Source organism: Serratia ficaria (assembly GCF_900187015.1).
Taxonomy (GTDB): Bacteria; Pseudomonadota; Gammaproteobacteria; order Enterobacterales; family Enterobacteriaceae; genus Serratia; species Serratia ficaria.
Map to the genome: position 1 here is coordinate 3,883,136 of NZ_LT906479.1, position 25,846 is coordinate 3,908,981.

Genomic DNA, 25,846 nt, shown 5'->3' on the forward strand with positions numbered 1-25,846 from the left:
CGTCTTAAGGAGGCCGCCGATGTCCGCCCCCATATCCCTGCGCAGTGACCGACTGATCCTGCGCCCGTGGCGCGATGAGGACGTGCCGGCGTTCGCCGCGCTCAACGCCGATCCGCAGGTCATGCGCTATTTCCCCGCCGTTATGTCCGCCGAGCAAAGCCACGCCCAGGCCGCAGGCATCCGCCATGTTATGCGCCAGCGCGGTTGGGGGCTGTGGGCGGTTGAGGTAAAACGCGGCGCGCCCTTTATCGGCTTCGTCGGGCTCGCCATTCCGGCGGGCGATCTGCCCTGCTCCCCCTGCGTGGAAATCGGCTGGCGGCTGGCGGCGGCGCACTGGGGCAAGGGCTACGCCGGCGAAGCGGCCCGCACGGCGCTGGCCTGCGCGTTCGAGCGGCTGCAGCTGCCGGAGGTGGTGTCCTTTACCGCCGAACGCAATCTGCCTTCACGCCGGGTGATGGAACGCATCGGCATGCGCTTCGACGGCGAAACCTTCCTGCACCCGCGCCTGCCCGCAGGCCATCCGCTGCAAAAGCATGTATTGTACCGGTTGAGCAAGCAACAATGGCGGGAGCAAACATGCTGATCGTGCTTTCCGGGCTGCCGGGCAGCGGTTAGTACAGCGTATCCCGCAGCCGCTGCGGCAGCGCGCCGTCGTATTCTTCGCCATCGAACCGCGTTTTGCTCACCTCGGCCAGAATGCTGCCGGTGCTGGGCAAGGCGGACCGCTCAAGGCGGCTGGCTTCATCCCACAATCCGGAACGCAGTATCGCCCGACTGCATTGGAAAAACACCGCTTCCACCCGAATGCGCAGCACCGAACGCGGCAGCATATTGCGGTGGGCGAAGCGCTGCAGCACCGCCGGCGCCACCAGGATCTCCGCCCGGCCGTTGATCCGCAACGTCTCGCCGATGCCGGGGATCAGCAGCAGCAGCGCCACCCGGTCGTCATGCAGAATATTGCGCAGGCTGTCGATGCGGTTGTTGCCGCGCCGGTCCGGCAGCAGCAGGGTTTTCTGGTCTTCGATATGGATAAAGCCGGCCGTTTCGCCGCGCGGCGAAACGTCCATCCCGTCCGGCCCGACGGTAGACAGCGCGGCGAACGGCGCCGCTTCGATAAAGGGTCGATAGATTGGGTGAATATAGCTGACTTCTTTGAACACCGACGGCGCGGCCGGCTGGCCGTACAGCTGCTCCAGCGCCGCAAGATCGTTGATAATATCGCTTTGCATTGCAGTTCCTGAATGGGTCACAGTGACCCATTCAGGATAGAGCAAAATTGCCGTCGGGCAATCGGCTTTACCAGGCGCTGGCCTGATTCAATATCTGAATATCTTCGGCATCCAGCCGCAGGCGCGTGGCGCTGACCAATTCATCCAGCTGCGGCAACGACGTGGCGCTGACGATCGGCGCGGTAATCTCCGGCCGCGCGATCAGCCAGGCCAGCGAGACCTGCGCCGGCGAGGTGCCGTGCTTTTCCGCCACCCGATCCAGCGCCGCCAGGATGGCGAACCCGCGCGGGTTCAGGTACTGGGCGACGATCCGGTCGCCGCGCTGGCTTTTGCCCTCGTCCTGCGCGCTGCGGTATTTGCCGGTCAGGAAACCGCTGGCCAACGAGAAGAAGTTGATCACCCCCAGGCCGTGGCGCTGCGTGACCGCCGCCAGCGTTTTTTCGAACCCTTCGCGCGCATAGAGGTTGTACTCCGGCTGCAGGGTTTCGTAGCGCGCCAGCCCCCGCTGTTCGCTGATCTGCAGCGCCTCTTCCAGCCGATCCGCCTGATAGTTGGAGGCGCCGATCGCCCGCACCTTGCCCGCCTTGATCAGTTCATCGAACGCCGCCAGCGTGTCCGCCAACGGCGTGTCGCGATCGTCATCGTGCGACTGGTACAGATCGATGTAATCGGTCTGCAAGCGGCGCAGGGAGTCCTCCACCGCCTGGCGAATATAGCGCGGCGACAGCCCCTGCCTGCCTTCGCCCATCGGCTTGCCCACCTTGGTGGCGATGATCACCCGGTCGCGCTTGCCGCTGTGTTGCAGCCATTCGCCAATCACCGTCTCCGATTCGCCACCCTGGTTGCCCGGCACCCAGCTCGAATAGACGTCGGCGGTGTCGATGAAATTAAGCCCGTTCTCCACCAGCGCATCCAGCAGGCTGAAAGACGTCTGACGATCCGCCGTCCAGCCAAACACATTGCCGCCGAAGGTCAATGCCGGCACCTTAATGCCCGAACGGCCCAGCTCTCTGTTGCTCATTGCCTGCTCCTGTGGGAAAAATTCGTGGGTTGATTATTAGCGTTGAATGGGGAGGAACGCCAAAACGCATTGGCTATAAGCCGAAACGAATCCCTTATAAACATAGCATGTTCAATTCAACCATTTATTAGGACAATGCTGACGATTCCTCCATATTTCCTTCATTTTTATGCCGTCTTTGCTGGCTAAACTAGTATCCTGTAAGGATTGTAACTTTTGTGGCAATGAGTGCCCGCGCCCCTGCCTTTTGGAGAGAATTTTCGCCACCATGAATGCAAAACCCCCACGTCGTTCCCTGATGCTGCGCCTGCTGACGATCGTCATCGTGGCTATTGCCGCCGTATTAATTTGGCGACACTTCAGCGCATCCCAACCGGCCGACGGGGCCGCGCCAGGGGCGCAGAACGCCTCCGGCAACGCCGGAGCCGGCCGCGCGGCGGGCGGCCGACGCGGCGCGCCGATGTCGCCGGTGCAGGCGGCCAGCGCCACCCGACAAACGGTGCCGCGCTACCTCTCCGGGCTGGGCACCGCCACCGCGGCCAATACCGTCACCGTCACCAGCCGGGTCGACGGCCAACTGATGGCGGTGCACTTTACCGAGGGCCAACAGGTCAAGGCCGGCGATCTGCTGGTCGAGATCGACCCGCGGCCGTTTGAAGTGCAGCTGACCCAGGCGCAGGGCCAGCTGGCCAAGGACCAGGCGACGCTGGCCAACGCCAGACAAGATCTGGCGCGCTATCAGCAGTTGGCGAAAACCAACCTGGTGTCGCGCCAGGATCTGGATACCCAGCTTTCATTGGTGCGCCAGACCGAAGGCGCCATCAAGGCCGATCGGGGCGCGGTCGACAGCGCCAAGCTGCAGATCACCTACAGCCGCATCACCGCCCCGATCGACGGCCGGGTCGGCCTGAAGCTGGTCGACGTCGGCAACTACATCACCAGCGGCAGCACCACCGGCATCGTGGTGATCACCCAGACGCACCCGATCGACGTGGTGTTCACGCTGCCGGAGGGCAACATCGGCGATCTGATCAAGGCGCAAAAGGCCGGCCCGGTCAGCGTCGAAGCCTGGGACCGCACCAATCAGAACCGCCTGGCGACCGGCGCGCTGCTGAGCCTGGATAACCAGATTGACACCGCCACCGGCACCATCAAGCTGAAGGCGCGTTTCACCAACGAGGACGACGCGCTGTTCCCGAACCAGTTCGTCAATGCGCGGCTGAAGGTGGACACCCTGCATGACGCGGTGGTGATCCCGACAGCCGCGCTGCAGATGGGCAACGAAGGCAACTTCGTCTGGACCCTGAGCGAAGACAACAAGGTCAGCAAGCACCGGGTGACCACCGGCATTCAGGACAGCCGGCAGGTGGTGATCGGCGCCGGCCTGAACGCCGGCGATCGGGTGGTGACCGACGGCATCGACCGCCTGACCGAAGGCATGCAGGTGGAGGTGCTGGCGCCGAAAGAAGCGCCGACGGCGGCCAAAGCCACGCGCAAACCCGACGTTCAGGGGAAATCCTGATGCAGGTGATGCCCCCCAATCCCGGCGGCGGACCATCCCGCCTGTTTATCCTGCGCCCGGTCGCCACCACCCTGCTGATGGTGGCTATCCTGCTGGCGGGGATCATCGGCTACCGCGCCCTGCCGGTATCCGCCCTGCCGGAAGTGGACTACCCGACCATTCAGGTGGTGACGCTGTACCCCGGCGCCAGCCCGGACGTGGTCACCTCCGCCATCACCGCGCCGCTCGAGCGCCAGTTCGGCCAGATGTCCGGCCTGAAACAGATGTCGTCGCAAAGCTCCGGCGGCGCCTCGGTGGTGACGCTGCAGTTCCAGCTGGAGCTGCCGCTCGACGTCGCCGAGCAGGAAGTGCAGGCGGCGATCAACTCCGCCACCAACCTGCTGCCGAGCGACCTGCCCTATCCGCCGATTTACAGCAAGGTTAACCCGGCCGATCCGCCGATCCTGACGCTGGCCGTCACCTCCTCCGCCATGCCGATGACGCAGGTGGAAGACATGGTGGAAACCCGCGTGGCGCAAAAAATTTCCCAGGTGACCGGCGTCGGCCTGGTGACCCTGTCCGGCGGCCAGCGCCCGGCGGTGCGCGTGAAGCTGAACGCCGCCGCGGTCGCCGCCTACGGGCTGGACAGCGAAACCATTCGCGCCGCCATCAGCAACGCCAACGTCAACTCCGCCAAAGGCAGCCTGGACGGCCCGACCCGCTCGGTGACGCTTTCCGCCAACGACCAGATGAAGTCGGCCGACGATTACCGCCAGCTGATCGTCGCCTACCAGAACGGCGCGGCGATCCGGCTGCAGGACGTCGCCACCATCGAACAGGGCGCCGAGAATACCCGCCTGGCGGCCTGGGCCAACCGGCAGCAGGCCATCGTGCTGAACATCCAGCGCCAGCCCGGCGTTAACGTCATCACCACCGCCGACAGCATCCGCGAGATGCTGCCTCAGCTGATCAAAAGCCTGCCCAGGTCGGTCGACGTCAAGGTGCTGACCGATCGCACCACCACCATTCGCGCCTCGGTCAGCGACGTGCAGTTTGAGCTGCTGCTGGCGATCGCGCTGGTGGTGATGGTGATTTACGTGTTCCTGCGCAACGTGCCGGCCACCGTTATCCCCAGCGTGGCGGTGCCGCTGTCGCTGGTCGGCACCTTCGCCGCCATGTATTTCCTCGGTTTTTCCATCAACAACCTGACGCTGATGGCGCTGACCATCGCCACCGGCTTCGTGGTGGACGACGCCATCGTGGTGATCGAGAACATCTCGCGCTATATCGAGAAAGGCGAAAAACCGCTCGACGCCGCGCTGAAAGGGGCCGGCGAAATCGGCTTCACCATTATCTCGCTGACCTTCTCGCTGGTGGCGGTGCTGATCCCGCTGCTGTTTATGGGCGACATCGTCGGCCGGCTGTTCCGCGAGTTCGCCGTCACGCTGGCGGTGGCGATTTTGATCTCCGCCGTGGTCTCGCTGACGCTGACGCCGATGATGTGCGCGCGCATGCTGAGCCACGAATCGCTGCGCAAGCAAAATCGCTTTTCCGCCGCCTCCGAACGCTTCTTCGATCGGGTGATTGCGCAATATGGCAAATGGCTGAAAACGGTGCTCAACCACCCGTGGCTGACGCTCGGCGTGGCGCTGAGCACCCTGGCGTTGACGGTGCTGCTGTACCTGCTGATCCCGAAAGGCTTCTTCCCGGTGCAGGACAACGGCATCATTCAGGGCACGCTGGAGGCGCCGCAAACCGTATCGTTCGGCAATATGGCCGAACGCCAGCAGCAGGTGGCGGCGGAGATCCTCAAAGACCCGGCGGTGGAAAGCCTGACCTCGTTCGTCGGCGTCGACGGCAGCAACGCCACGCTGAACAGCGGCCGCCTGCAGATCAACCTGAAGCCGTTGAGCGAACGCAGCGACCGCATTCCGGCGATCATCACCCGCCTGCAGCGGCAGACGGCGCAGTTCCCCGGCGTGAAGCTGTATCTGCAGCCGGTGCAGGATCTGACCATCGATACCCAGGTCAGCCGCACCCAGTATCAGTTCACCCTGCAGGCGATGTCGCTGGACGATCTCAGCCTGTGGGTGCCGCAGCTGATGGCCGAACTGAAGCAGACGCCGCAGCTGGCGGACGTCACCAGCGACTGGCAGGATCAGGGGCTGGTGGCCTATGTGAACGTCGACCGCGACTCGGCTTCGCGCCTCGGCATCAGCATGAGCGACGTGGACAACGCGCTGTACAACGCCTTCGGCCAACGCCTGATCTCCACCATCTATACCCAGGCCAACCAGTATCGGGTGGTGCTGGAGCACGACGTCAGCACCACCCCGGGGCTGGCGGCGCTGAATGATATCCGCCTGACCAGCAGCAACGGCGCCACGGTGCCGCTGAGCGCCATCGCCAAAATCGAAGAGCGCTTCGGCCCGCTGTCGGTCAACCACCTCGACCAGTTCCCGTCGACCACCGTTTCCTTTAACGTCACCGACGGTTATTCGCTCGGCGAAGCGGTGGATGCGGTTACCCAGGCGGAGAAAAACCTCAACATGCCGAAGGACATCACCACCCGGTTCCAGGGCGCGACCCTGGCGTTCCAGGCGGCGCTCGGCAGCACGCTGTGGCTGATCCTGGCGGCGGTGGTGGCGATGTACATCGTGCTGGGCGTGCTGTACGAAAGCTTCATTCATCCGGTCACCATTCTCTCCACCCTGCCGACCGCCGGGGTCGGCGCCTTGCTGGCGCTGATGCTGGCCGGCAGCGAACTGGACGTGATCGCCATCATCGGCATCATCCTGCTGATCGGCATCGTGAAGAAGAACGCCATCATGATGATCGACTTCGCGCTGGCCGCCGAGCGCGAGCAGGGGCTGACGCCGTACGAGGCTATCTATCAGGCCTGCCTGCTGCGCTTCCGGCCGATTCTGATGACCACGCTGGCGGCGCTGCTCGGCGCGCTGCCGCTGATGCTCAGCACCGGCGTCGGCGCGGAGCTGCGCCGCCCGCTCGGGGTGTGCATGGTCGGCGGGCTGGTGATGAGCCAGATCCTGACGCTGTTCACCACGCCGGTGATTTACCTGCTGTTTGACAAACTGGCGCGCAATACCCGCCGCCAGCCGGAAACGCAGGAGCTGCCGTGAAATTCTTCGCCCTGTTCATCCACCGGCCGGTGGCCACCACGCTGCTGACGCTGGCCATCGCCATCTGCGGCATCATCGGCTTGCGCCTGCTGCCGGTGTCGCCGTTGCCGCAGGTCGATTACCCGGTGATCTCGATCAGCGCCTCGCTGCCGGGCGCCGATCCGGAAACCATGGCGTCGTCGGTGGCGACGCCGTTGGAACGCGCGCTGGGGCGCATCGCCGGGGTCAATGAGATGACCTCGATGAGCTCGCTCGGCAGCACCCGCGTCATTTTGCAGTTCGACCTCGACCGCGACATCAACGGCGCCGCACGCGACGTGCAGGCGGCGATCAACGCCGCGCAGAGCCTGTTGCCCACCGGCATGCCGAGCCGCCCCAGCTACCGCAAGGTCAACCCGTCCGACGCGCCGATCATGATCCTGACGCTGACTTCGGAGACCTACAGCCAGGGCCAGCTTTATGACTTCGCCTCCACCCGGCTGGCGCAGAAAATAGCCCAGACCGAAGGCGTCGGCGACGTTTCGGTCGGCGGCAGTTCCCTGCCCGCGGTGCGGGTGGAGCTGAACCCCAGCGCGCTGTTCAATCAGGGCGTCTCGCTGGACGCGGTGCGCCAGGCCATCAGCGACGCCAACGTGCGCCGGCCGCAGGGTTCCCTTGAAAACCCGCAGCAGCGCTGGCAGATCCAGGCCAACGACGAGCTGAAAACCGCCGAGGTTTATCGCCCGCTGATCATTCACTACAACAACGGCTCGGCGGTGCGGTTAAGCGACGTGGCCGACGTCAAGGACTCGGTGCAGGACGTGCGCAACGCCGGGATGACCGACGCCAAGCCGGCGATCATCCTGGCCATCAGCCGCGCGCCGGACGCCAACATCATCGAAACCGTCGACCGCATTCGCGCCGAGCTGCCCGCGCTGCAGGAGAATATTCCGGCGTCAATCCAGCTGAACGTCGCGCAGGATCGCTCGCCGACCATTCGCGCCTCGCTGGCCGAAGTGGAGCAGTCGCTGGCGATCGCCATCGGGCTGGTGATCCTGGTGGTATTCATCTTCCTGCGCTCCGGCCGCGCCACGCTGATCCCGGCGGTGGCGGTGCCGGTGTCGCTGATCGGCTCCTTCGCCGCCATGTACCTGTGCGGCTTCAGCCTGAATAACCTGTCGCTGATGGCGCTGACCATCGCCACCGGTTTCGTGGTCGATGACGCCATCGTGGTGCTGGAAAACATCTCCCGCCACGTCGAGGCCGGCATGAAGCCTGTCAACGCCGCGCTGGTGGGGGTGCGGGAGGTCGGCTTCACCGTGCTGTCGATGAGCGTGTCGCTGGTGGCGGTGTTTATCCCGCTGCTGCTGATGGAGGGGCTGCCCGGCCGCCTGTTCCGCGAATTCGCCGTCACCCTGTCGGTGTCGATCGGGCTGTCGCTGATTATTTCCCTGACGTTGACGCCGATGATGTGCGCCTACCTGTTGCGCCACCAGCCGCCGCGTTCGCAGCGGCGCATGCGCGGCTTCGGCAAGCTGCTGCTGGCGCTGCAGCAGGGCTACGGCCGCTCGCTGAACTGGGTGCTCGGCCACTCGCGCTGGGTGCTGGCGGTGTTCCTCGCCACCATCGCGCTCAACGTCTGGCTGTACGTCAGCATCCCGAAAACCTTCTTTCCCGAGCAGGATACCGGCCGGCTGATGGGCTTCATTCAGGCCGACCAAAGCATTTCGTTCCAGGCGATGCGCGTTAAGCTGGAAGATTTCATGAAGATCGTGCGCGAAGATCCGGACGTGGAAAACGTCACCGGCTTTACCGGCGGCTCGCGCACCAACAGCGGTTCGATGTTCATCTCGCTGAAGCCGCTGTCGGTGCGTAGCGACGACGCGCAGAAGGTGATCGCCCGGCTGCGCGCCCGGCTGGCGAAAGAGCCGGGCGCCAGCCTGTTCCTGATGGCGGTGCAGGATATCCGCGTCGGCGGGCGCCAGGCCAACGCCAGCTATCAGTACAGCCTGCTGGCGGACGACCTCGCCGCGCTGCGCGAATGGGAACCGAAGATCCGCAGCGCGCTGGCCGCGCTGCCGGAACTGGCGGACGTCAACTCCGATCAGCAGGACAAAGGTTCGGAAATGGACCTGATCTATGACCGCGAAACCATGTCGCGGCTGGGCATTTCGGTTGCCGACGCCAACAACCTGCTGAACAACGCCTTCGGCCAGCGCCAGATCTCGACCATCTATCAGCCGCTCAATCAGTACAAGGTGGTGATGGAGGTGGCGCCGCCGTATACCCAGGACATCAGCTCGCTGGACAAGATGTTCGTGATCAACAACGACGGCAAGGCGATCCCGCTGTCTTATTTCGCCCGCTGGCAACCGGCCAATGCGCCGCTGTCGGTGAACCACCAGGGGCTGTCGGCGGCGTCGACCATCTCGTTTAACCTGCCGGACGGCGGCAGCCTGTCGGACGCCACCGCGGCGGTTGAACGCGCCATGACCCAGCTCGGCGTGCCGTCCACCGTGCGCGGCGCCTTCGCCGGTACCGCGCAGGTGTTCCAGGAGACGCTGAAATCCCAGCTGCTGCTGATCGCCGCCGCAATCGCCACGGTGTATATCGTGCTTGGCGTGCTGTATGAAAGCTACATCCACCCGCTGACCATACTGTCCACCCTGCCCTCGGCCGGGGTGGGCGCGCTGCTGGCGCTGGAGCTGTTCGGCGCGCCGTTCAGCCTGATCGCGCTGATCGGCATCATGCTGCTGATTGGCATCGTGAAGAAAAACGCCATCATGATGGTCGACTTCGCCCTCGACGCCCAGCGCAACGGCGGCATCAGCGCCCGCGAGGCGATTTTCCAGGCCAGCCTGCTGCGCTTTCGGCCGATCATGATGACCACGCTGGCGGCGCTGTTTGGCGCGCTGCCGCTGGTGCTGACCAGCGGCGACGGCGCCGAGCTGCGCCAGCCGCTCGGCATCACCATCGCCGGCGGGCTGGTGATGAGCCAGCTGCTGACGCTGTATACTACGCCGGTGGTTTACCTGTACTTTGACCGGCTGCAGATGAAATTCCGCCGCGGCAAGAAACTGGATCCGTTGCCCCAATAATGGCCGAACGATGCTGATGAAACACACTGCCACGGTGCAGTGGCAACTCTGGATAGTGGCGTTCGGTTTCTTTATGCAGACGCTGGACACCACCATCGTCAACACCGCCCTGCCCTCGATGGCCGTCAGCCTGGGGGAAAACCCGCTGCGCATGCAGTCGGTGATCGTCTCTTACGTGCTGACGGTGGCTGTGATGCTGCCCGCCAGCGGCTGGCTGGCGGACCGGGTCGGCGTGCAGCGGGTGTTTTTCAGCGCCATCGTGCTGTTCACCCTCGGCTCTATCCTGTGCGCCCGCGCGGAAACCCTCAACGAGCTGATCGCCTCGCGGGTCATCCAGGGCGTCGGCGGCGCGATGATGGTGCCGGTCGGCCGGCTGACGGTAATGAAAATCGTGCCGCGCGAGCAGTATATGGCGGCGATGACCTTCGTCACCCTGCCGGGGCAAATCGGCCCGCTGATGGGGCCGGCGCTGGGCGGTTTTTTGGTGCAGTACGCCAGCTGGCACTGGATTTTCCTGATCAACATCCCGGTCGGCATCGCCGGCGCCATCGCCACCCTGCTGCTGATGCCCAACTACCAGATGCAGACGCGGCGCTTCGACATCAGCGGCTTCATCATGCTGGCGATCGGCATGGCGACGCTGACGCTGGCGCTGGACGGCCACAAGGGCATGGGGCTTTCCGGCCTGACCGTCGCCGGGCTGGTGGCGCTGGGCGCGGCGGCGCTGGCGGGCTACTGGTGGCACGCGCAGGGCAACGGCCGGGCGCTGTTCTCGCTGCGTTTATTCCGCACCCCAACCTATAAAATAGGCCTGATCGCCAGCCTGCTCGGCCGCATCGGCAGCGGCATGCTGCCGTTTATGACGCCGCTGTTCCTGCAGGTAGGCATGGGCTTCTCCCCGTTCCACGCCGGGCTGATGATGATCCCGATGATCATCGGCAGCATGGGCATGAAACGCATCGTGGTGCAGGTGGTCAACCGCTTCGGCTACCGCAAGGTGCTGGTGGCCGCCACGCTGATGCTGGCGCTGCTCAGCCTGAGCTTCCCGCTGGTGGCGATGCTGGGCGGGGTCTGGCTGCTGCCGCTGGTGCTGTTCTTGCAGGGCATGGTCAATTCGCTGCGCTTCTCGGCGATGAACACCCTGACGCTGAAGGATCTGCCGGACCGGCTGGCCAGCAGCGGCAACAGCCTGCTGTCGATGGTGATGCAGCTGTCGATGAGCCTGGGCGTCAGCGTGGCCGGCATTCTGATCGGCAGTTTCGCCCATCATCAGGTGGTGGCCGACAGCCCGGCCATTCACAGCGCATTCATTTATAGCTACTGTTGCATGGCGCTCATCATCGCCCTGCCCGCGCTGGCTTTCGCCCGGGTGCCGGCCGATACCGCGCCAAACCGCACCCTGACCAAAGAGCCGGGCACCGGCTCAACGAGGCTTCAATGAAGATAGGCATTACCGGGAAGCTGTTCCTGGCCATTTTGGCCACCTGCCTGCTGGTGTTGATCACCATGCACTGGGGGGTGCGCGTCAGCTTTGAACGCGGCTTTATCGATTACATCAAACACAGCAACGAACAGCGCATCAGCATGCTGGGCGAAGCGCTGGAAGAGCAATACGGCCGCCACGGCAACTGGGTGTTCCTGCGCAACAACGATCAGGTGGTTTATCAGATCATGCGCTCGTTCGAACAGAACAGCGACAGCAGCCACAACCTGCCGCCCAAGGGCTGGCGCACCCAGTTTTGGGTGGTGGACAGCCAGTTCAACCGGCTGGTGGGCCATTCCGGCCCGGTGCCGAAGGAAGGGCCGCGCCTGCCGATCCGCTACAACAACGAGATCGTCGGCTGGGTGATCACCACCCCGGTAGAGCGCCTGACGCGCAATACCGACATCAACTTCGATCGCCAGCAGCGGCGCACCAGCTGGATTATCGTCGCGCTGTCCACCCTGCTGGCGGCGGCGGTGACCTGGCTGCTGTCGCGCGGCATGCTGGCGCCGGTCAAACGCCTGGTGGCCGGCACCCACCGGCTGGCGGCGGGGGATTTTACCGCCCGCGTGGCGGTCAGCAGCCAGGACGAGCTGGGCCGGCTGGCGCAGGACTTCAACCAGTTGGCCACCTCGCTGGAAAAAAACGAACAGATGCGCCGCGCCTTTATGGCCGACGTGTCGCACGAGCTGCGCACCCCGCTGGCGGTGCTGCGCGGCGAGCTGGAGGCGCTGCAGGACGGCGTGCGCCAGCCGACCGCCGCCTCGCTCAGCTCGCTGCAGGCCGAGGTGTCGACCCTGACCAAACTGGTGGATGACCTGCACCAGCTCTCGCTCTCCGACCTCGGCGCGCTGGCCTACCGCAAATCGACGGTCGACTGCGTGCACCTGCTGCTGATCGCCGTCGCCGCCTTCCGCGAACGCTTCCGCGCCAAAGGGCTGGAGATCGTCACCCGTTTGCCGGCTCAGGCGCCGCTGTTCGGCGACCCGGATCGGCTCAATCAGCTGTTCAACAACCTGTTGGAAAACAGCCTGCGTTACACCGACGCCGGCGGCAAGCTGGAGATCGGCGCAGAGCTGCAGCCGGGCCGACTGCTGATTTACTGGCAGGACAGCGCGCCCGGCATCAACGATCAGCAGCTGGTGCGCATTTTCGAACGCTTCTACCGCGCCGAAGGTTCACGCAACCGCGCCAGCGGCGGTTCCGGCCTGGGGCTGGCGATCTGTCATAATATCGTCGAAGCGCACGACGGGAAGATCGCCGCGCAGCACTCGCCTTTGGGCGGCGTGCGGATTACAGTAGAATTTGCCACCCCGAATAAAAATAAGGCGCCATGATGGAATCTCTGAATCAACCGCTGCAAATCATGATTGTCGAAGACGAGCCCAAGCTGGGCCAACTGCTGGTGGATTACCTGCAGGCGGCGGGCTACGCCACCCACTGGCTGACCAACGGCAGCGAGGTGGTGCCGGCGGTGCAGCAGCAACCGCCGGCGCTGATCCTGCTGGATCTGATGCTGCCGGGCAGCGACGGCCTGACGGTATGCCGCGACCTGCGCCGCTTTACCGACGTGCCGGTCGTGATGGTGACGGCGAAGATCGAAGAGATCGACCGCCTGCTGGGCCTGGAGATCGGCGCCGACGATTACATCTGCAAGCCTTACAGCCCGCGCGAAGTGGTGGCGCGGGTGAAAACCATTCTGCGCCGCAGCTACCGGCCGCAGGAGATGGCGCGGGAAGACTCTCTGCTGCACATCGACGAGCCGCGCTTTCAGGCCAGCTATCAGGGGCAGATGCTGGATTTGACGCCGGCGGAGTTCCGCCTGTTGAAAACCCTGGCCAGCCAGCCGGGCAACGTATTTTCACGCGAGCAGCTGCTGAACAATCTCTATGACGATTACCGGGTGGTCACCGACCGCACCATCGACAGCCACATCAAAAACCTGCGGCGCAAGCTGGAGCTGATCGACGGCGAAAAATCCTTTATCCGTTCGGTATACGGCGTGGGTTACCGCTGGGAGGCCGAGCCCTGCCGGCTGGTGAACGGGCTGTAAGCCCGGTTGCTGAGCCCAGCCTTCGCTCGGCGCCCCACGCAACTTTGCGCTATTCCCCCTCCTCCGTTAGCTTCCCGTGCTGCAGCGGCATCCGCTGCGCGAAACTCAAGGCCGGCGCAAAAAAACCGCGCGTTTTTTAGTCTATGCTTGCGCTGGTGAAGTTTATTAGCCGCCGATTTTCAAGCTATTGGCTACACTTACATCACCTATCGGAACCAACAGGAGAAGAACCATGGCAATCGGTCATTATGAGCTGAAAAAAGCAAAGAACGGACAGTATCACTTCAACCTGAAAGCCAGTAACGGCGAGATCATTCTGGCCAGCGAGATGTACGCCAGCAAAGCGTCGGCGGAAAACGGCATCGCCTCGGTGCAAACCAACTCGCCGCACAAGGCGCAATATGAATTGAAGCACAGCAACAGCAACCAGCCGTACTTTGTGCTGAAAGCCAAGAACCATCAGGTGATCGGCGTCAGCGAAATGTACAGCTCCGAAAGCGCGGCCAAAAACGGCATTCAGTCGGTCATTAAAAACGGCCCGGCCACCGACGTGCGTGATTTAAGCGCCTGATTTCGCCTTTCCTCGCGCGCGGTGGCCCCATCGCGCGTTTTTCTCATGACCAGGATCAATCTCCCCTGAATAAATCCGGTTAACTGCTGATTTATTGCCGCGCTGCCGCTACAATTCCCCGCTTTTACTGCACCATTGGGTGGTGTAGTACTGACCTGAAATCAGACCGAGACAGACTATGTTTACACCGGAACTTCTCTCCCCGGCCGGAACGCTGAAAAACATGCGTTACGCCTTCGCCTATGGCGCCGATGCGGTTTACGCCGGCCAACCGCGCTACAGCCTGCGGGTACGCAACAACGAGTTCAACCACGAAAACCTGGCGCTGGGCATCAACGAAGCCCATGCGCTCGGCAAGAAGTTTTACGTGGTGGTGAACATCGCCCCGCACAACGCCAAGCTGAAAACCTTTCTGCGCGATCTGAAGCCGGTGATCGACATGGGCCCGGATGCGCTGATCATGTCCGATCCCGGCCTGATCATGATGGTGCGCGAAGCCTTCCCGCAGATGGATATCCACCTGTCGGTGCAGGCCAATGCGGTCAACTGGGCGACGGTGAAGTTCTGGCAGCAGATGGGGCTGACCCGGGTGATCCTGTCGCGCGAGCTGTCGCTGGAAGAGATCGCCGAAATCCGCGCCCAGGTGCCGGAGATGGAGCTGGAGATCTTCGTGCACGGCGCGCTGTGCATGGCCTATTCCGGCCGCTGCCTGTTGTCGGGCTATATCAACAAGCGCGATCCCAATCAGGGCACCTGCACCAACGCCTGCCGCTGGCAGTACAAGGCCGAGGAAGGCAAGGAAGACGACACCGGCAATATCGTGCACATGCACGAGCCGATCCCGGTGCAGAACGTGGAACCGACGCTGGGCATCGGCGCGCCGACCGACCAGGTGTTTATGCTGTCCGAAGCGCAAAAACCGGGCGAGTACATGAGCGCCTTCGAGGATGAGCACGGCACCTACATCATGAACTCCAAGGATCTGCGCGCCATCCAGCACGTGGAGCGCCTGACGCAGCTTGGCGTGCATTCGCTGAAGATCGAAGGGCGCACCAAATCCTTCTACTACTGCGCACGCACCGCGCAGGTCTATCGCCGGGCGATCGACGACGCCGTCGCCGGCAAGCCTTTCGACCCCAGCCTGCTCACCACGCTGGAAGGCCTGGCGCACCGCGGCTATACCGAAGGCTTTCTGCGCCGCCACGTGCATGAAGCGCAGCAGAACTACGATTACGGTTCGTCGCTGTCCGAGCGCCAGCAGTTCGTCGGCGAATTCACCGGCGTGCGGCGCGACGGCTGGGCCGAGGTGGACGTGAAAAACAAATTCATGCTCGGCGACAGCGTAGAGATGATGACCCCCGGCGGCAACGTGTCGTTCAGGCTGGAGAGCATGCGCAACAAGAAGGACGAGCCGATTGAGGTGGCGCCGGGCAACGGCCACATCGTTTATTTGCCGATCCCGCAGGATATCGATCTCAATTACGCGCTGCTGATCCGCAATTTGGCGGACGGAAATAGCCCCGAGGCGTAAAAATCCTAATCGCCATCATGAGGTGGCGATTTTTAGCAAATATTAGAATTGGATCACATCAATGTGCGCGCAGCTTGGTTACCATCTGCCTGCTTAAAACGAATAACGAAAATATCTGCATAGCAATACTAGGAACCACCTCCTTAGCCAGCCCAATCTCCCTTGGGCTGGCTTTTTCTTTGCCACGGCGGCCATTCCGCCCCCTGCGAATCGGCCTGTGTATTATTTTCATTTAATCCAGCTTATTCGTTTGAATAACGCAAACAGGTAAACATCGATATATAAATAGCGCTATAACGATGAATAACCTGCCCGGATAAAATGCGACTGCGTTGCCACTGCAAATATCCTATTAAGCCAATCCGACAGAAATAATCACTGCCGGACGAACCAACATCAGAATTAACTGAATATTCCGATGGTTTGCCGCCGACGGGTAGTTTATCGTTGGTCATCATCTGTTTTCAGCCGGGGATATCGGGAATGCATCAACCAGCACCAGCGCTGCTTATCATCAATGGAAAAGGCGCCGGCAACGAAGAGCTGCGCCTCGCCGTGCAACGGCTGCGTGAAGAACAGCTGACCCTGCACGTGCGCGTCACCTGGGAACACGGCGACGCCGCGCGCTACGTCGAAGAAGCCGTCCGGCTGGGCGCCGGCACGGTCGTGGCCGGCGGCGGCGACGGCACCATCAATGAAGTGGCCGCCGCGCTGGTTCAGTTGCCGGCCCCGCACCGGCCCGCGCTGGGCATTCTGCCGCTCGGCACCGCCAATGATTTCGCCGTGGCCTGCAATATTCCGCTGGCGCCGGAACAGGCGCTGCAGCTGGCGATTAAGGGCCGCGCGGTGCCGATCGACCTGGCGAAGGTCAACGATCGGCGCTATTTCATCAACATGGCCACCGGCGGCTTCGGCACCCGCATCACCACCGAAACGCCGGAAAAGCTCAAGGCGGCGCTGGGCGGCGTTTCCTACTTCGTCCATGGGCTGCTGCGCATGGACCAGCTGCAGGCCGACCGCTGCGAAATCCGCGGGCCGGACTTCCACTGGTCGGGCAATGCGCTGGTGATCGGCATCGGCAACGGCAAACAGGCCGGCGGCGGCCAGCAGCTGTGCCCGGACGCGCTGATCAACGACGGCCTGCTGCAGCTGCGGCTGCTGATGGCCGACGAACTGCTGCCGGCGCTGGTGGCCGCCCTGTTCAGCGACGAAGAGAACAAGAACATCATCAGCGCCGCGCTGCCGTGGCTGGAGATCGACGCGCCGCATGAAATGACCTTTAACCTCGACGGCGAGCCGCTGAAGGGCCGGCACTTTCGCATCGAGGTGCTGCCGCAGGCGATCGAGTGCCGCCTGCCGCCCAACTGCGCCCTGCTGGGCTGACTGACCGGGCGCAGCCTGCTCTGCGCCCCTTGCCTTTCCCGATCCGCCGTTTCCCCCGCAGCGATTAAATGTGATCCCTCCCGGCAAATTCGTCATTTCATACTTGTATGGTAGTTAGTTCATGGCGTATTTTTCGCCATTATCTCTACCCGCAGCTACAGGATGTGAAGGTTATGAAAATTGTTAACGCCGAGGTGTTCGTCACCTGTCCGGGCCGAAATTTTGTCACGCTCAAGATCACCACCGACGACGGCATCACCGGCATCGGCGACGCCACGCTGAACGGCCGCGAGCTGCCGGTGGCGTCCTATCTGAAAGATCACGTCTGCCCGCAGCTGATCGGCCGCGATGCGCATCAGATAGAAGACATCTGGCAATTCTTCTACAAAGGCGCCTACTGGCGGCGCGGCCCGGTAACCATGTCGGCCATCTCCGCCGTCGACATGGCGCTGTGGGACATCAAGGGCAAAGCCGCCAATATGCCGCTGTATCAGCTGTTGGGCGGCGCGTCGCGCACCGGCGTGATGGTCTATTGCCACACCACCGGCCACTCTATCGACGAAGTGCTCGACGACTACGCCAGGCATAAAGAGCTGGGGTTCAAGGCGATCCGCGCCCAGTGCGGCGTGCCGGGCATGAAAACCACCTACGGCATGGCCAAGGGCAAAGGCCTGGCCTACGAACCGGCCACCAAGGGCGACTGGCCGGAAGAGCAGCTGTGGTCGACGGAAAAGTACCTCGACTTCACCCCTAAGCTGTTCGAGGCGGTGCGCAACAAATTCGGCTTCGACCAGCACCTGCTGCACGATATGCATCACCGCCTGACGCCGATCGAAGCGGCGCGCTTCGGCAAAAGCATCGAGCAGTACCGGCTGTTCTGGATGGAAGATCCGACCCCGGCGGAAAACCAGGAGTGTTTCCGCCTGATCCGCCAGCACACCGTCACGCCGATCGCCGTCGGCGAAGTGTTCAACAGCATCTGGGACTGCAAACAGCTGATCGAAGAACAGCTGATCGACTATATCCGCACCACCCTGACCCACGCGGGCGGCATTACCGGCATGCGGCGCATCGCCGACTTCGCTTCGCTGTATCAGGTGCGCACCGGCTCGCACGGCCCGTCCGACCTGTCGCCTATCTGCATGGCGGCGGCGCTGCACTTCGACCTGTGGGTGCCGAACTTCGGCGTGCAGGAATACATGGGCTATTCCGAGCAGATGCTGGAGGTGTTCCCGCACAACTGGAGCTTCAACGACGGCTATATGCACCCGGGCGACAAGCCGGGGCTGGGCATCGAGTTCGATGAAAAGCGGGCGGCCCGCTACCCCTATGAGCCGGCCTACCTGCCGGTGGCGCGCCTGGAGGACGGCACCTTATGGAACTGGTAAGCGAACGCCGCGGCATGCGCAGCGTAGTGATTGAACAGCCCGGCCGGTTGGCCATCCAGCAACGCGCGCTGCCGCAGCCGGCGGCCGGCGAAGTGCGGGTGAGGGTGAAATTTGCCGGCATCTGCGGCTCCGACGTGCACATCTATCATGGCCACAACCCATTCGCCAACTACCCGCGGGTGATCGGCCACGAATTCTTCGGCCTGATCGATGCGGTGGGCGCCGGCGTCGATCCCCAGCGCATCGGCGAACGCGTCTCGGTCGATCCGGTGGTGAGCTGCGGCCATTGTTACCCCTGCTCGGTCGGCCGCCCCAACGTCTGCACCGAACTGCAGGTGATCGGCGTGCACCGCGACGGCGGCTTCAGCGACTACGCCTGCGCCCCGGCGCGCAACGCCTACCCGATCCCGGCCGCCATCAGCGATCGCCACGCCGCGATGGTCGAGCCCTTCACCATCGCCGCCAACATCACCGCTCATCTGCAGCCCAGGGCCGACGATATCGCGCTGGTCTACGGCGCCGGGCCGATGGGGCTGACGGTGATCCAGACGCTGAAGGGCGTCTATGGCGTCAAACAGGTGATCGTCACCGATCGCATCGTCGAGCGGCTGGAAATGGCGCGGCAGAACGGCGCCGACTGGGCATTCAACAACGCCGAGGCTTCGCTGCCGCAGGCGCTGCTGGAACGCGGCATCCGCCCGACGCTGATCGTCGATGCGGCCTGCCACCCGGCCATTTTGCAGGAGGCGATCGCCCTGGCCTCGCCGGCGGCGCGCATCGGCATCATGGGCTTCTCCGGCGAGGCCTGCACCCTCACCCAACAGAGCATCACCAGCAAGGAGCTGTCGATCTTCTCCTCGCGCCTCAACAGCGCGCGCTTTCCGCAGGTGATCGACTGGATGGCGGCGGGAAAAATCGATCCGCAGCGGCTGCTCACCCACTGCCTGCCGGCCGATCGGGTTGAGCAGGCGATGCTGATGTTCGAACGGGATCAGCGCACCTGCTGCAAGGTGTTATTGCAGTTCGATTAATTGTCATCACCGGGGCAACGGGCGGCCTGTGGCCGCCCATGCAGACTACAAAGCATCACGATTAAAACGACACCAAGTGGAGTGCTTTTATGTTTAAAAACCTGCGTTGGACCATCGTATTCCTGCTGTTCATGGTTTACATGATCAACTATCTCGACCGCGTCGCGCTGTCGATTACCGTGCCGATGATCGAAAAAGACCTGATGCTGAACGCCGAGCAGTTCGGCTTCATCTTCGGCAGCTTCTTCTTCGGCTACGCCATTTTCAACTTTATCGGCGGGCTGGCGGTGGACAAGTTCGGCCCCACCCTGGTGCTGGGGGTGGCGGTCGGCCTGTGGTCAATTTTCTGCGGCATGACCGCGGTCGCCACCGGCTTCTACTCGATGCTGATCCTGCGCATCCTGTTCGGCATGGCCGAAGGGCCGATCTGCGCCTCCGCCAACAAAATGATCAACGGCTGGTTCCCGAAGAAGCAGGCGGCGACCGCCATGGGCCTGCTCAGCGCCGGCTCGCCGCTGGGCGGCGCGGTGGCCGGGCCGATCGTCGGCTATCTGGCGCTGGCGTTCGGCTGGCGGCCGGCGTTCATGATCATCTGTTCCATCGGCATCGTCTGGATGCTGGTGTGGTTCTTCGTGGTGGCGGATAACCCGGCGAAGAGCAAACGCGTCAGCGCCGGTGAATTGGCGCTGATCGACCGGCAAAAGCTGGAAAGCCACGGCGAGGAAGAAGAGCTGAGCAACGCCGCCCACGGGCTGGGCTATTATCTGAAGCAGCCGATCATCCTGGTCACCGCCTTCGCCTTCTTCTGCTACAACTATATTCTGTTTTTCTTCCTCAGTTGGTTCCCGTCGTACCTGGTGCAGGCGCATAACCTGAATCTCAAAGAGATGAGCCTGACCACGGTGATCCCCTGGATCGTCGGCTTCGTCGGGCTGGCGCTCGGCGGCTATATCTCCGACAAGATTTTCAACATTACCGGCAAGCTGCTGCTGTCGCGCAAGATAGTGCTGGTGACCAGCCTGTTGGCGGCGGCGGTGTGCGTGGCGCTGGCGGGCGCCGTCAGCAGCGTGGTGCCGGCGGTGATATTGATGTCGGTTTCCATTTTCTTCCTTTACATCACCGGCGCCATTTATTGGGCGATCATTCAGGACGTGGTGCATAAATCCCGGGTCGGCGGCGCCAGCGGCTTTATTCATCTGGTCGGCAGCGTTTCCGGCATCGTCGGGCCGATCGTCACCGGCTACATCGTGCAAAACACCGGCAAGTTCGACAGCGCCTTTATGCTGGCCGGCGGCGTGGCGGCGCTCGGCGCGCTGCTGGTGTTGCTGGTGATCAAAGCGCCGCGCCCTGCGGCGCAGGCGCACACATTAAAACCATAAAACGGCACGGGGCCGCGCGCGGCCCTTTCAGACCTCTTTTCAGGGATATTCAGCATGAGACTTTCCAGCGACAGCGCGCTGCCGGCGGCCATTGCCCGCCCCGGCTACCCGCGTGAACGACTGCAACCGCGCATCGTGCATCTCGGCTTCGGCGCGTTTCACCGCGCCCATCAGGCGCTGTATGCCGAAAAACTGGCCAACGAGCACGCCAGCGATTGGGGCTACTGCGAGATAAGCCTGCAGCACGGCCAGCAAAAGATCGCCGACCTGCAGCGGCAAGAGCTGCTGTACTCGGTGGCGGAGATGGACGACGACGGCTGGCAGGGCCGGGTGATCGGCGTGGTGCGCCAGGCGCTGCATCTGCAGGCCGACGGGCTGGCGGCGGTGCTGGCGGCCATGACGCGGCCCGAAGTGGCCATCGTCTCGCTGACCGTCAGCGAGAAAGGCTATTGCCATCACCCCGCCGGCGGAGACCTGATGACGGACCATCCGGACATCGCGCACGACATCGCGCACCCGCTGCAGCCGCGGTCGGCGCCCGGGTTGATCCTCGCGGCGCTGCGCCTGCGCCGCGAGCGCGGGCTGCCGGCGTTCGCGGTGATGTCCTGCGACAACATGCCGGCCAACGGCCAGGTGACGCGCACCGTGATCACCCAGCTGGCGCAGCGGCAGGACGCCGGGCTGGCCGAGTGGGTACGGCGCGAAGCGGCCTTCCCTTCCACCATGGTGGACCGCATCGTCCCGGCGGTGACGCCGGAAACCCGCCGCCAGCTGCAGAGCCTGCTGGGCGGCATCGACGACGAGATCGGGGTGGCCTGCGAGCCGTTCAGCCAGTGGGTGATCGAAGATAATTTCCCGCAGGGCCGCCCGGCGTGGGAACGGGTCGGCGCCGAGCTGGTGAGCGACGTGCTGCCGTACGAAGAAATGAAGCTGCGCATGCTGAACGGCAGCCATTCGTTCCTCGCCTACCTCGGCTATCTGGCCGGTTATCAGCATATCAGCGACTGCATGCAGGATGCGGATTTCGCGCGCGCCGCGCGCCATTTGATGCTGGCGGAACAGGCGCCGACCCTGCGGCTGCAGGGCGTCGATCTGGCGCAGTACGCCGACTCGCTGCTGCAACGCTACCGCAACCGCGCGCTGAAACACCGCACCGGGCAGATCGCCATGGACGGCACGCAAAAACTGCCGCAGCGGCTGCTGGACGCCATTCGCTGGCATCTGGCGCACGGCGGCAATTTCGCGTGCCTGGCGTTGGGGGTAGCCGGCTGGATGCGCTACGTCGGCGGCCGGGACGAACAGGGCCGGGCCATCGCCATCAGCGATCCGCTGAGCGAACGCCTGGCCGATTTGGTGGCCGGCAGCGAGGAAGGCCGGCCGCGGGTGCTGGCGCTGTTGCAGCTGGAAACGGTATTCGGCCGCGACCTGCCTGACACGCCCGTCTTCGTCAACGCCGTGTGCGAAGCCTATCAACGGCTGCTGGCGCTGGGCGCCAAAGCCGCCGTCGCCGCCCTGCCCACCCACGCCAGCTAACCGGGAGATTCCTGATGACTGCTACTCCGCATGACGCCGTGACCGACGGCAACCAACCGCTGCTGCGGCGCGTCGCCAGCGCCTCGGCGATAGGCACGGCGGCCGAATACTATGACTTTTTCGCCTACGGCACCGCCGCGGTGCTGTTCTTCGGCCAGCTGTTCTTCCCCAACGCCGATCCGCTGGTCAGTACGCTGGCGGCCTTCGCCACCTATGCGGTCGGTTTTCTGGCCCGCCCGCTGGGGGGCATCGTATTCGGCCACATCGGCGATAAGGTCGGGCGCAAGAAAGCGCTGGTGATCACCATTCTGATCGTCGGCCTCGGCACCTTCTGCATCGGCCTGTTGCCGACCTATGAAAAAATAGGCATCTGGGCGCCGATCGCGCTGATTTTCATCCGCGTGCTGCAGGGCTTCGGCGTCGGCGGCGAGCAGGCCGGCGCGGTGCTGATGACCGCCGAATACTCGCCGCCGGCGCGCCGCGGCTTCTACGCCAGCTGGGTGCAAATCGGCGCGCCGGCCGGCTTTCTGTTGCCGTCCGGGCTGTTCGCCCTGTTGACCGCCCTGCTGTCGCCGGCGCAGATGCTCGACTGGGGCTGGCGCATTCCGTTCCTGCTCAGCCTGCTGCTGGTGATTGTCGGGCTGTTCATTCGCCTGAAGATCGACGAGTCGCCGGTCTTCACCCAGATCCGCGCCACCAAGGCGGTGGAAAGCCGGCCGGTGGTGGAGGTGGCCCGCACCTACCCCGGCCTGATCGGCAAAGGGGTGTGCGCCAAGCTGATCGAAGCCTGCGCCTTCGCCATGTTCACGGTGATCGTGCTGGCCTACGGCAAGGCTAACCACCTCGATGAAAGCATTCTGCTGGAGGCGATGATCGTGGCGGTGGTGCTGGAAATTTTCGCCATCCCGCTGATGGGCCACCTTTCCGACCGGCTGGGCCGCAAACCGGTCTACATCGCCGGCGCGCTGCTGCAGGTGATCTGCATAGTGCCGTTCTTTATGGCCATCAACCTCGACAATTATTGGGTGACCCAGATCGCCATGATCCTGGTGCTGACGCTCGGCCACAGCATGTGTTACGCCCCGCAGGCGTCCTACTTCCCCGAGCTGTTCCCGACCCGCATTCGCTGCAGCGGCATCGCGCTGATCTGGCAGATCGGCTCGCTGATCGGCAGCGGCGTGCTCGGGCTGGTGGCGGTGAAAATCCTGCAGGTGACCGGCGGCCACTACTACGGCCTGGCGGGCTACATGATGGTGTTGGGGGTGGTGTCGGCCATCGGCCTGAGCCTGATGCCGGAAACCGCGCCGCAGCGGCGCAAACAGGAATATCAGGACTGGCATCATTAAGTTGGCCTATTCGGCGGGTGGATTTATCCACCCGCCGTCAGACAATAATCTGCTAGTATGGTGGCATTCGAATTCCAGCCTGATGCCTGATTGACGCCATGTCTGAAACGTACAGTCTCACCAACACCGTCCCGGTCAACCAGCAGATCTACCGTTTCCTGCGCAAGGATATTGTCGACTGCAGCATTCCTCCCGGCACCCTGCTGTCCGAGAAAGAGATCTCCACCCGTTTCAACGTTTCGCGCCAGCCGGTGCGCGAGGCCTTTATCAAGCTGGCGGAAGCCGGGCTGGTGCAGATCCTGCCGCAGCGCGGCACCTTCGTGATGAAGATCTCCGCCAAGCGGGTGGCCGACGGGCGTTTTATCCGCCAGGCGGTGGAGTGCGCCATCGTGCGCCGCGTGGCGCAGCGCATCACGCCCGAACAGCTGATGACGCTGGAGCATAATCTGCATCGCCAGGAGCTGGCGGCGCAGAACCGGCAAACGCGCGAATTTCTGGCGCTGGACGACGCGTTCCACCAGCTGCTGACCCAGTTCGCCGACTGCCCGCTGGCCTGGGAAACCATCGAAACCATCAAGGCCACCATGGACCGGGTGCGCTTCCTCAGCCTGAGCGAGGTCTCGCCGCCGGAAAGCCTGATCCAGCAACATTACCGCATTTACGCGGCGCTGAAGGCGCAGGACGCGGATGCCGCCGAGCGCGCCATCCACGAGCATCTGCAGGAGATGATCTATTCGATCACGCCGATCGCCCTGCAGAACACCGAGTGGTTCGAGGCAGAATAATCAGTCAGTTATCCCGCCGGGAGCGATCGCTCCCGCGTATTTGGCCGCGCAAATGGCATTTCCTCTCAATCGCATCTATTGTTTCTCCTTGTCACAGCAAGTTCAGTAGTATCGCTTTAACGGCTTCAATCACCGCTTTTACTGCGCCGGTGGTCAGAGACCCTGGGCTGCCGGTGTATGAAAAGCTCAATCAGGAGTAAGTCATGACTGATATAGCACAGTTGTTAGGAAAGGAAGCGGAAGACCTGTTGCAACACCGCTGTACCACTATCCCCGCCGAAAACCTGTACCTGCCGGGCGCCGACTTCGTCGACCGGATCATGATTGATAACAACCGCCCCAATACCGTACTGCGCTCGATGCAAACCCTGCTCAACCACGGCCGCCTGGCCGGCACCGGCTACCTGTCGATCCTGCCGGTCGATCAGGGCATCGAGCACTCCGCCGGCGCGTCGTTCGCCGCCAACCCGCTGTATTTCGATCCGAAAAACATCGTTGAGCTGGCGATCGAGGCCGGCTGCAACTGCGTGGCCTCCACCTACGGCGTACTGGCGTCCGTCTCGCGCCGCTATGCCCACAAGATCCCGTTCCTGGTCAAGCTGAACCACAACGAAACCCTGAGCTACCCGACCCAGTACGACCAGACCCTGTACGCCAGCGTCGAGCAGGCGTTCGACATGGGCGCGGTGGCGGTCGGCGCCACCATTTACTTCGGCTCCGAGCAGTCGCGCCGCCAGATTGAAGAGATCTCTGCCGCCTTCGAGCGCGCGCACGAGCTGGGCATGGTCACCGTGCTGTGGGCCTACCTGCGCAACCCGGCGTTCAACAAGGACGGCGTGGACTACCACTCCAGCGCCGACCTGACCGGCCAGGCCAACCATATCGCCGCCACCATCGGCGCCGATATCGTCAAACAGAAAATGGCGGAAAACAACGGCGGCTACCGCGCGGTGAAATTCGGCTATACCGATGACCGCGTCTACAGCAAGCTGACCAGCGATCATCCGATAGATCTGGTGCGTTACCAGTTGGCCAACTGCTACATGGGCCGCGCCGGGCTGATCAACTCCGGCGGCGCCGCCGGTGAAAACGACCTGCAGGAATCGGTGCGCACCGCGGTCATCAACAAACGCGCCGGCGGCATGGGCCTGATCCTGGGACGCAAAGCGTTCAAGAAATCGATGACAGAGGGCGTGGCGCTGATCAATGCGGTGCAGGACGCCTATCTGGACAAGCAGGTCACCATTGCCTGAGCCTGGCGACGCGCGGGTTCCCAGCCCGGTTCGCCGGGCTTTTTTGTGCCCGCTCGCCGCTCCCCCCTCGGTAAAACTTCCTTTCCTTTCGATTTAATCTTTCAAAATAAAATATTTATCTTTCAAACTGTGATCTATTTAA

Annotated in this window: 20 protein-coding genes; 17 read left to right on the plus strand and 3 right to left on the minus strand. The window is 63.2% G+C overall.

Annotated elements, in window-relative coordinates; genetic code table 11:
• Positions 1–19 precede the first annotated feature (19 nt).
• Complete coding sequence (locus CKW09_RS18345) at positions 20–583, plus strand: GNAT family N-acetyltransferase (RefSeq protein WP_061796608.1); 564 nt, start codon at positions 20–22, stop codon at positions 581–583.
• Positions 584–611: 28 nt separating this feature from the next.
• Here CKW09_RS18345 and CKW09_RS18350 read toward each other — a convergent pair whose 3' ends face one another.
• Positions 612–1,229, minus strand: coding sequence for a pyridoxamine 5'-phosphate oxidase family protein (locus CKW09_RS18350; protein WP_095098709.1), 618 nt, complete (start codon positions 1,227–1,229; stop codon positions 612–614).
• Positions 1,230–1,296: 67 nt separating this feature from the next.
• On the minus strand, positions 1,297–2,250 hold the full coding sequence (locus tag CKW09_RS18355) for an aldo/keto reductase (protein WP_061796604.1): 954 nt from the start codon (positions 2,248–2,250) through the stop codon (positions 1,297–1,299).
• 268 nt (positions 2,251–2,518) lie between these two features.
• On the opposite strand from CKW09_RS18355, the gene CKW09_RS18360 reads away from it, so the two are divergent.
• The 8 genes from CKW09_RS18360 (at position 2,519) to trhP (ending at position 15,606) form a co-directional block, all read left to right on the plus strand.
• Positions 2,519–3,772, plus strand: coding sequence for an MdtA/MuxA family multidrug efflux RND transporter periplasmic adaptor subunit (locus CKW09_RS18360; RefSeq protein ID WP_115939791.1), 1,254 nt, complete (start codon positions 2,519–2,521; stop codon positions 3,770–3,772).
• Positions 3,772–6,891 carry an MdtB/MuxB family multidrug efflux RND transporter permease subunit gene (locus tag CKW09_RS18365; protein WP_061796600.1) on the plus strand — a complete coding sequence of 1,040 codons (3,120 nt, stop codon included), beginning with the start codon at positions 3,772–3,774 and terminating at the stop codon, positions 6,889–6,891. The genes CKW09_RS18360 and CKW09_RS18365 overlap by 1 nt, the downstream gene beginning before the upstream one ends.
• On the plus strand, positions 6,888–9,968 hold the full coding sequence (mdtC, locus tag CKW09_RS18370; protein ID WP_095098715.1) for a multidrug efflux RND transporter permease subunit MdtC: 3,081 nt from the start codon (positions 6,888–6,890) through the stop codon (positions 9,966–9,968). The genes CKW09_RS18365 and mdtC overlap by 4 nt, the downstream gene beginning before the upstream one ends.
• Positions 9,969–9,978: 10 nt before the next feature.
• Positions 9,979–11,409 carry an MFS transporter gene (mdtD, locus tag CKW09_RS18375; protein ID WP_095098718.1) on the plus strand — a complete coding sequence of 477 codons (1,431 nt, stop codon included), beginning with the start codon at positions 9,979–9,981 and terminating at the stop codon, positions 11,407–11,409.
• The gene (gene baeS / locus CKW09_RS18380) at positions 11,406–12,788 is read left to right on the plus strand and encodes an envelope stress sensor histidine kinase BaeS (protein ID WP_061796593.1); all 1,383 of its coding nucleotides are present in this window, start codon (positions 11,406–11,408) and stop codon (positions 12,786–12,788) included. Before mdtD ends, baeS begins: the two co-directional genes overlap by 4 nt.
• Positions 12,788–13,504 carry an envelope stress response regulator BaeR gene (gene baeR / locus CKW09_RS18385; RefSeq protein ID WP_061796591.1) on the plus strand — a complete coding sequence of 239 codons (717 nt, stop codon included), beginning with the start codon at positions 12,788–12,790 and terminating at the stop codon, positions 13,502–13,504. Before baeS ends, baeR begins: the two co-directional genes overlap by 1 nt.
• Before the next feature lie 232 nt (positions 13,505–13,736).
• Positions 13,737–14,075 carry a YegP family protein gene (locus CKW09_RS18390; RefSeq protein WP_095098721.1) on the plus strand — a complete coding sequence of 113 codons (339 nt, stop codon included), beginning with the start codon at positions 13,737–13,739 and terminating at the stop codon, positions 14,073–14,075.
• A 178-nt stretch (positions 14,076–14,253) separates the two neighbouring features.
• Positions 14,254–15,606, plus strand: a complete 1,353-nt coding sequence (gene trhP, locus CKW09_RS18395) for a prephenate-dependent tRNA uridine(34) hydroxylase TrhP (RefSeq protein WP_061796554.1) — start codon at positions 14,254–14,256, stop codon at positions 15,604–15,606.
• A gap of 242 nt (positions 15,607–15,848) precedes the next feature.
• Here the strand turns inward: trhP and CKW09_RS24615 are convergent, their stop codons facing one another.
• Positions 15,849–16,064: a hypothetical protein gene (locus tag CKW09_RS24615; RefSeq protein WP_145957255.1), complete on the minus strand. Its 216-nt coding sequence runs from the start codon at positions 16,062–16,064 to the stop codon at positions 15,849–15,851.
• Between the two features lie 25 nt (positions 16,065–16,089).
• Between CKW09_RS24615 and yegS the strand changes: the two genes are divergently transcribed.
• The 8 genes from yegS (at position 16,090) to fbaB (ending at position 25,704) form a co-directional block, all read left to right on the plus strand.
• Positions 16,090–16,989 (plus strand): lipid kinase YegS, encoded by a 900-nt coding sequence (gene yegS / locus CKW09_RS18400; protein ID WP_061796553.1) that lies wholly within the window; start codon positions 16,090–16,092, stop codon positions 16,987–16,989.
• Positions 16,990–17,162: 173 nt separating this feature from the next.
• Complete coding sequence (gene manD, locus CKW09_RS18405; protein WP_061796552.1) at positions 17,163–18,377, plus strand: D-mannonate dehydratase ManD; 1,215 nt, start codon at positions 17,163–17,165, stop codon at positions 18,375–18,377.
• Between the two features lie 14 nt (positions 18,378–18,391).
• Complete coding sequence (locus tag CKW09_RS18410) at positions 18,392–19,408, plus strand: Zn-dependent oxidoreductase (RefSeq protein WP_095100255.1); 1,017 nt, start codon at positions 18,392–18,394, stop codon at positions 19,406–19,408.
• Between the two features lie 89 nt (positions 19,409–19,497).
• Positions 19,498–20,787 carry an MFS transporter gene (locus CKW09_RS18415; RefSeq protein WP_095098724.1) on the plus strand — a complete coding sequence of 430 codons (1,290 nt, stop codon included), beginning with the start codon at positions 19,498–19,500 and terminating at the stop codon, positions 20,785–20,787.
• Between the two features lie 54 nt (positions 20,788–20,841).
• Positions 20,842–22,320 (plus strand): mannitol dehydrogenase family protein, encoded by a 1,479-nt coding sequence (locus CKW09_RS18420; RefSeq protein ID WP_095098727.1) that lies wholly within the window; start codon positions 20,842–20,844, stop codon positions 22,318–22,320.
• A gap of 14 nt (positions 22,321–22,334) precedes the next feature.
• Positions 22,335–23,666, plus strand: a complete 1,332-nt coding sequence (locus CKW09_RS18425) for an MFS transporter (protein ID WP_095098730.1) — start codon at positions 22,335–22,337, stop codon at positions 23,664–23,666.
• Positions 23,667–23,764: 98 nt separating this feature from the next.
• On the plus strand, positions 23,765–24,451 hold the full coding sequence (locus CKW09_RS18430; protein ID WP_061796547.1) for a GntR family transcriptional regulator: 687 nt from the start codon (positions 23,765–23,767) through the stop codon (positions 24,449–24,451).
• A gap of 203 nt (positions 24,452–24,654) precedes the next feature.
• Positions 24,655–25,704 (plus strand): class I fructose-bisphosphate aldolase, encoded by a 1,050-nt coding sequence (gene fbaB, locus CKW09_RS18435; RefSeq protein WP_061796546.1) that lies wholly within the window; start codon positions 24,655–24,657, stop codon positions 25,702–25,704.
• Positions 25,705–25,846: the final 142 nt, after the last annotated feature.

Bases quoted from the DNA above. Each gene is read 5' to 3' on its own strand.
- CKW09_RS18345 (WP_061796608.1), top strand. From the start codon at position 20: ATGTCCGCCCCCATATCCCTGCGCAGTGACCGACTGATCCTGCGCCCG.
- CKW09_RS18350 (WP_095098709.1), bottom strand. From the start codon at position 1,229: ATGCAAAGCGATATTATCAACGATCTTGCGGCGCTGGAGCAGCTGTAC.
- CKW09_RS18355 (WP_061796604.1), bottom strand. From the start codon at position 2,250: ATGAGCAACAGAGAGCTGGGCCGTTCGGGCATTAAGGTGCCGGCATTG.
- CKW09_RS18360 (WP_115939791.1), top strand. From the start codon at position 2,519: ATGAATGCAAAACCCCCACGTCGTTCCCTGATGCTGCGCCTGCTGACG.
- CKW09_RS18365 (WP_061796600.1), top strand. From the start codon at position 3,772: ATGCAGGTGATGCCCCCCAATCCCGGCGGCGGACCATCCCGCCTGTTT.
- mdtD (WP_095098718.1), top strand. From the start codon at position 9,979: ATGCTGATGAAACACACTGCCACGGTGCAGTGGCAACTCTGGATAGTG.
- baeS (WP_061796593.1), top strand. From the start codon at position 11,406: ATGAAGATAGGCATTACCGGGAAGCTGTTCCTGGCCATTTTGGCCACC.
- baeR (WP_061796591.1), top strand. From the start codon at position 12,788: ATGGAATCTCTGAATCAACCGCTGCAAATCATGATTGTCGAAGACGAG.
- CKW09_RS18390 (WP_095098721.1), top strand. From the start codon at position 13,737: ATGGCAATCGGTCATTATGAGCTGAAAAAAGCAAAGAACGGACAGTAT.
- trhP (WP_061796554.1), top strand. From the start codon at position 14,254: ATGTTTACACCGGAACTTCTCTCCCCGGCCGGAACGCTGAAAAACATG.
- CKW09_RS24615 (WP_145957255.1), bottom strand. From the start codon at position 16,064: ATGATGACCAACGATAAACTACCCGTCGGCGGCAAACCATCGGAATAT.
- yegS (WP_061796553.1), top strand. From the start codon at position 16,090: ATGCATCAACCAGCACCAGCGCTGCTTATCATCAATGGAAAAGGCGCC.
- manD (WP_061796552.1), top strand. From the start codon at position 17,163: ATGAAAATTGTTAACGCCGAGGTGTTCGTCACCTGTCCGGGCCGAAAT.
- CKW09_RS18410 (WP_095100255.1), top strand. From the start codon at position 18,392: ATGCGCAGCGTAGTGATTGAACAGCCCGGCCGGTTGGCCATCCAGCAA.
- CKW09_RS18415 (WP_095098724.1), top strand. From the start codon at position 19,498: ATGTTTAAAAACCTGCGTTGGACCATCGTATTCCTGCTGTTCATGGTT.
- CKW09_RS18420 (WP_095098727.1), top strand. From the start codon at position 20,842: ATGAGACTTTCCAGCGACAGCGCGCTGCCGGCGGCCATTGCCCGCCCC.
- CKW09_RS18425 (WP_095098730.1), top strand. From the start codon at position 22,335: ATGACTGCTACTCCGCATGACGCCGTGACCGACGGCAACCAACCGCTG.
- CKW09_RS18430 (WP_061796547.1), top strand. From the start codon at position 23,765: ATGTCTGAAACGTACAGTCTCACCAACACCGTCCCGGTCAACCAGCAG.
- fbaB (WP_061796546.1), top strand. From the start codon at position 24,655: ATGACTGATATAGCACAGTTGTTAGGAAAGGAAGCGGAAGACCTGTTG.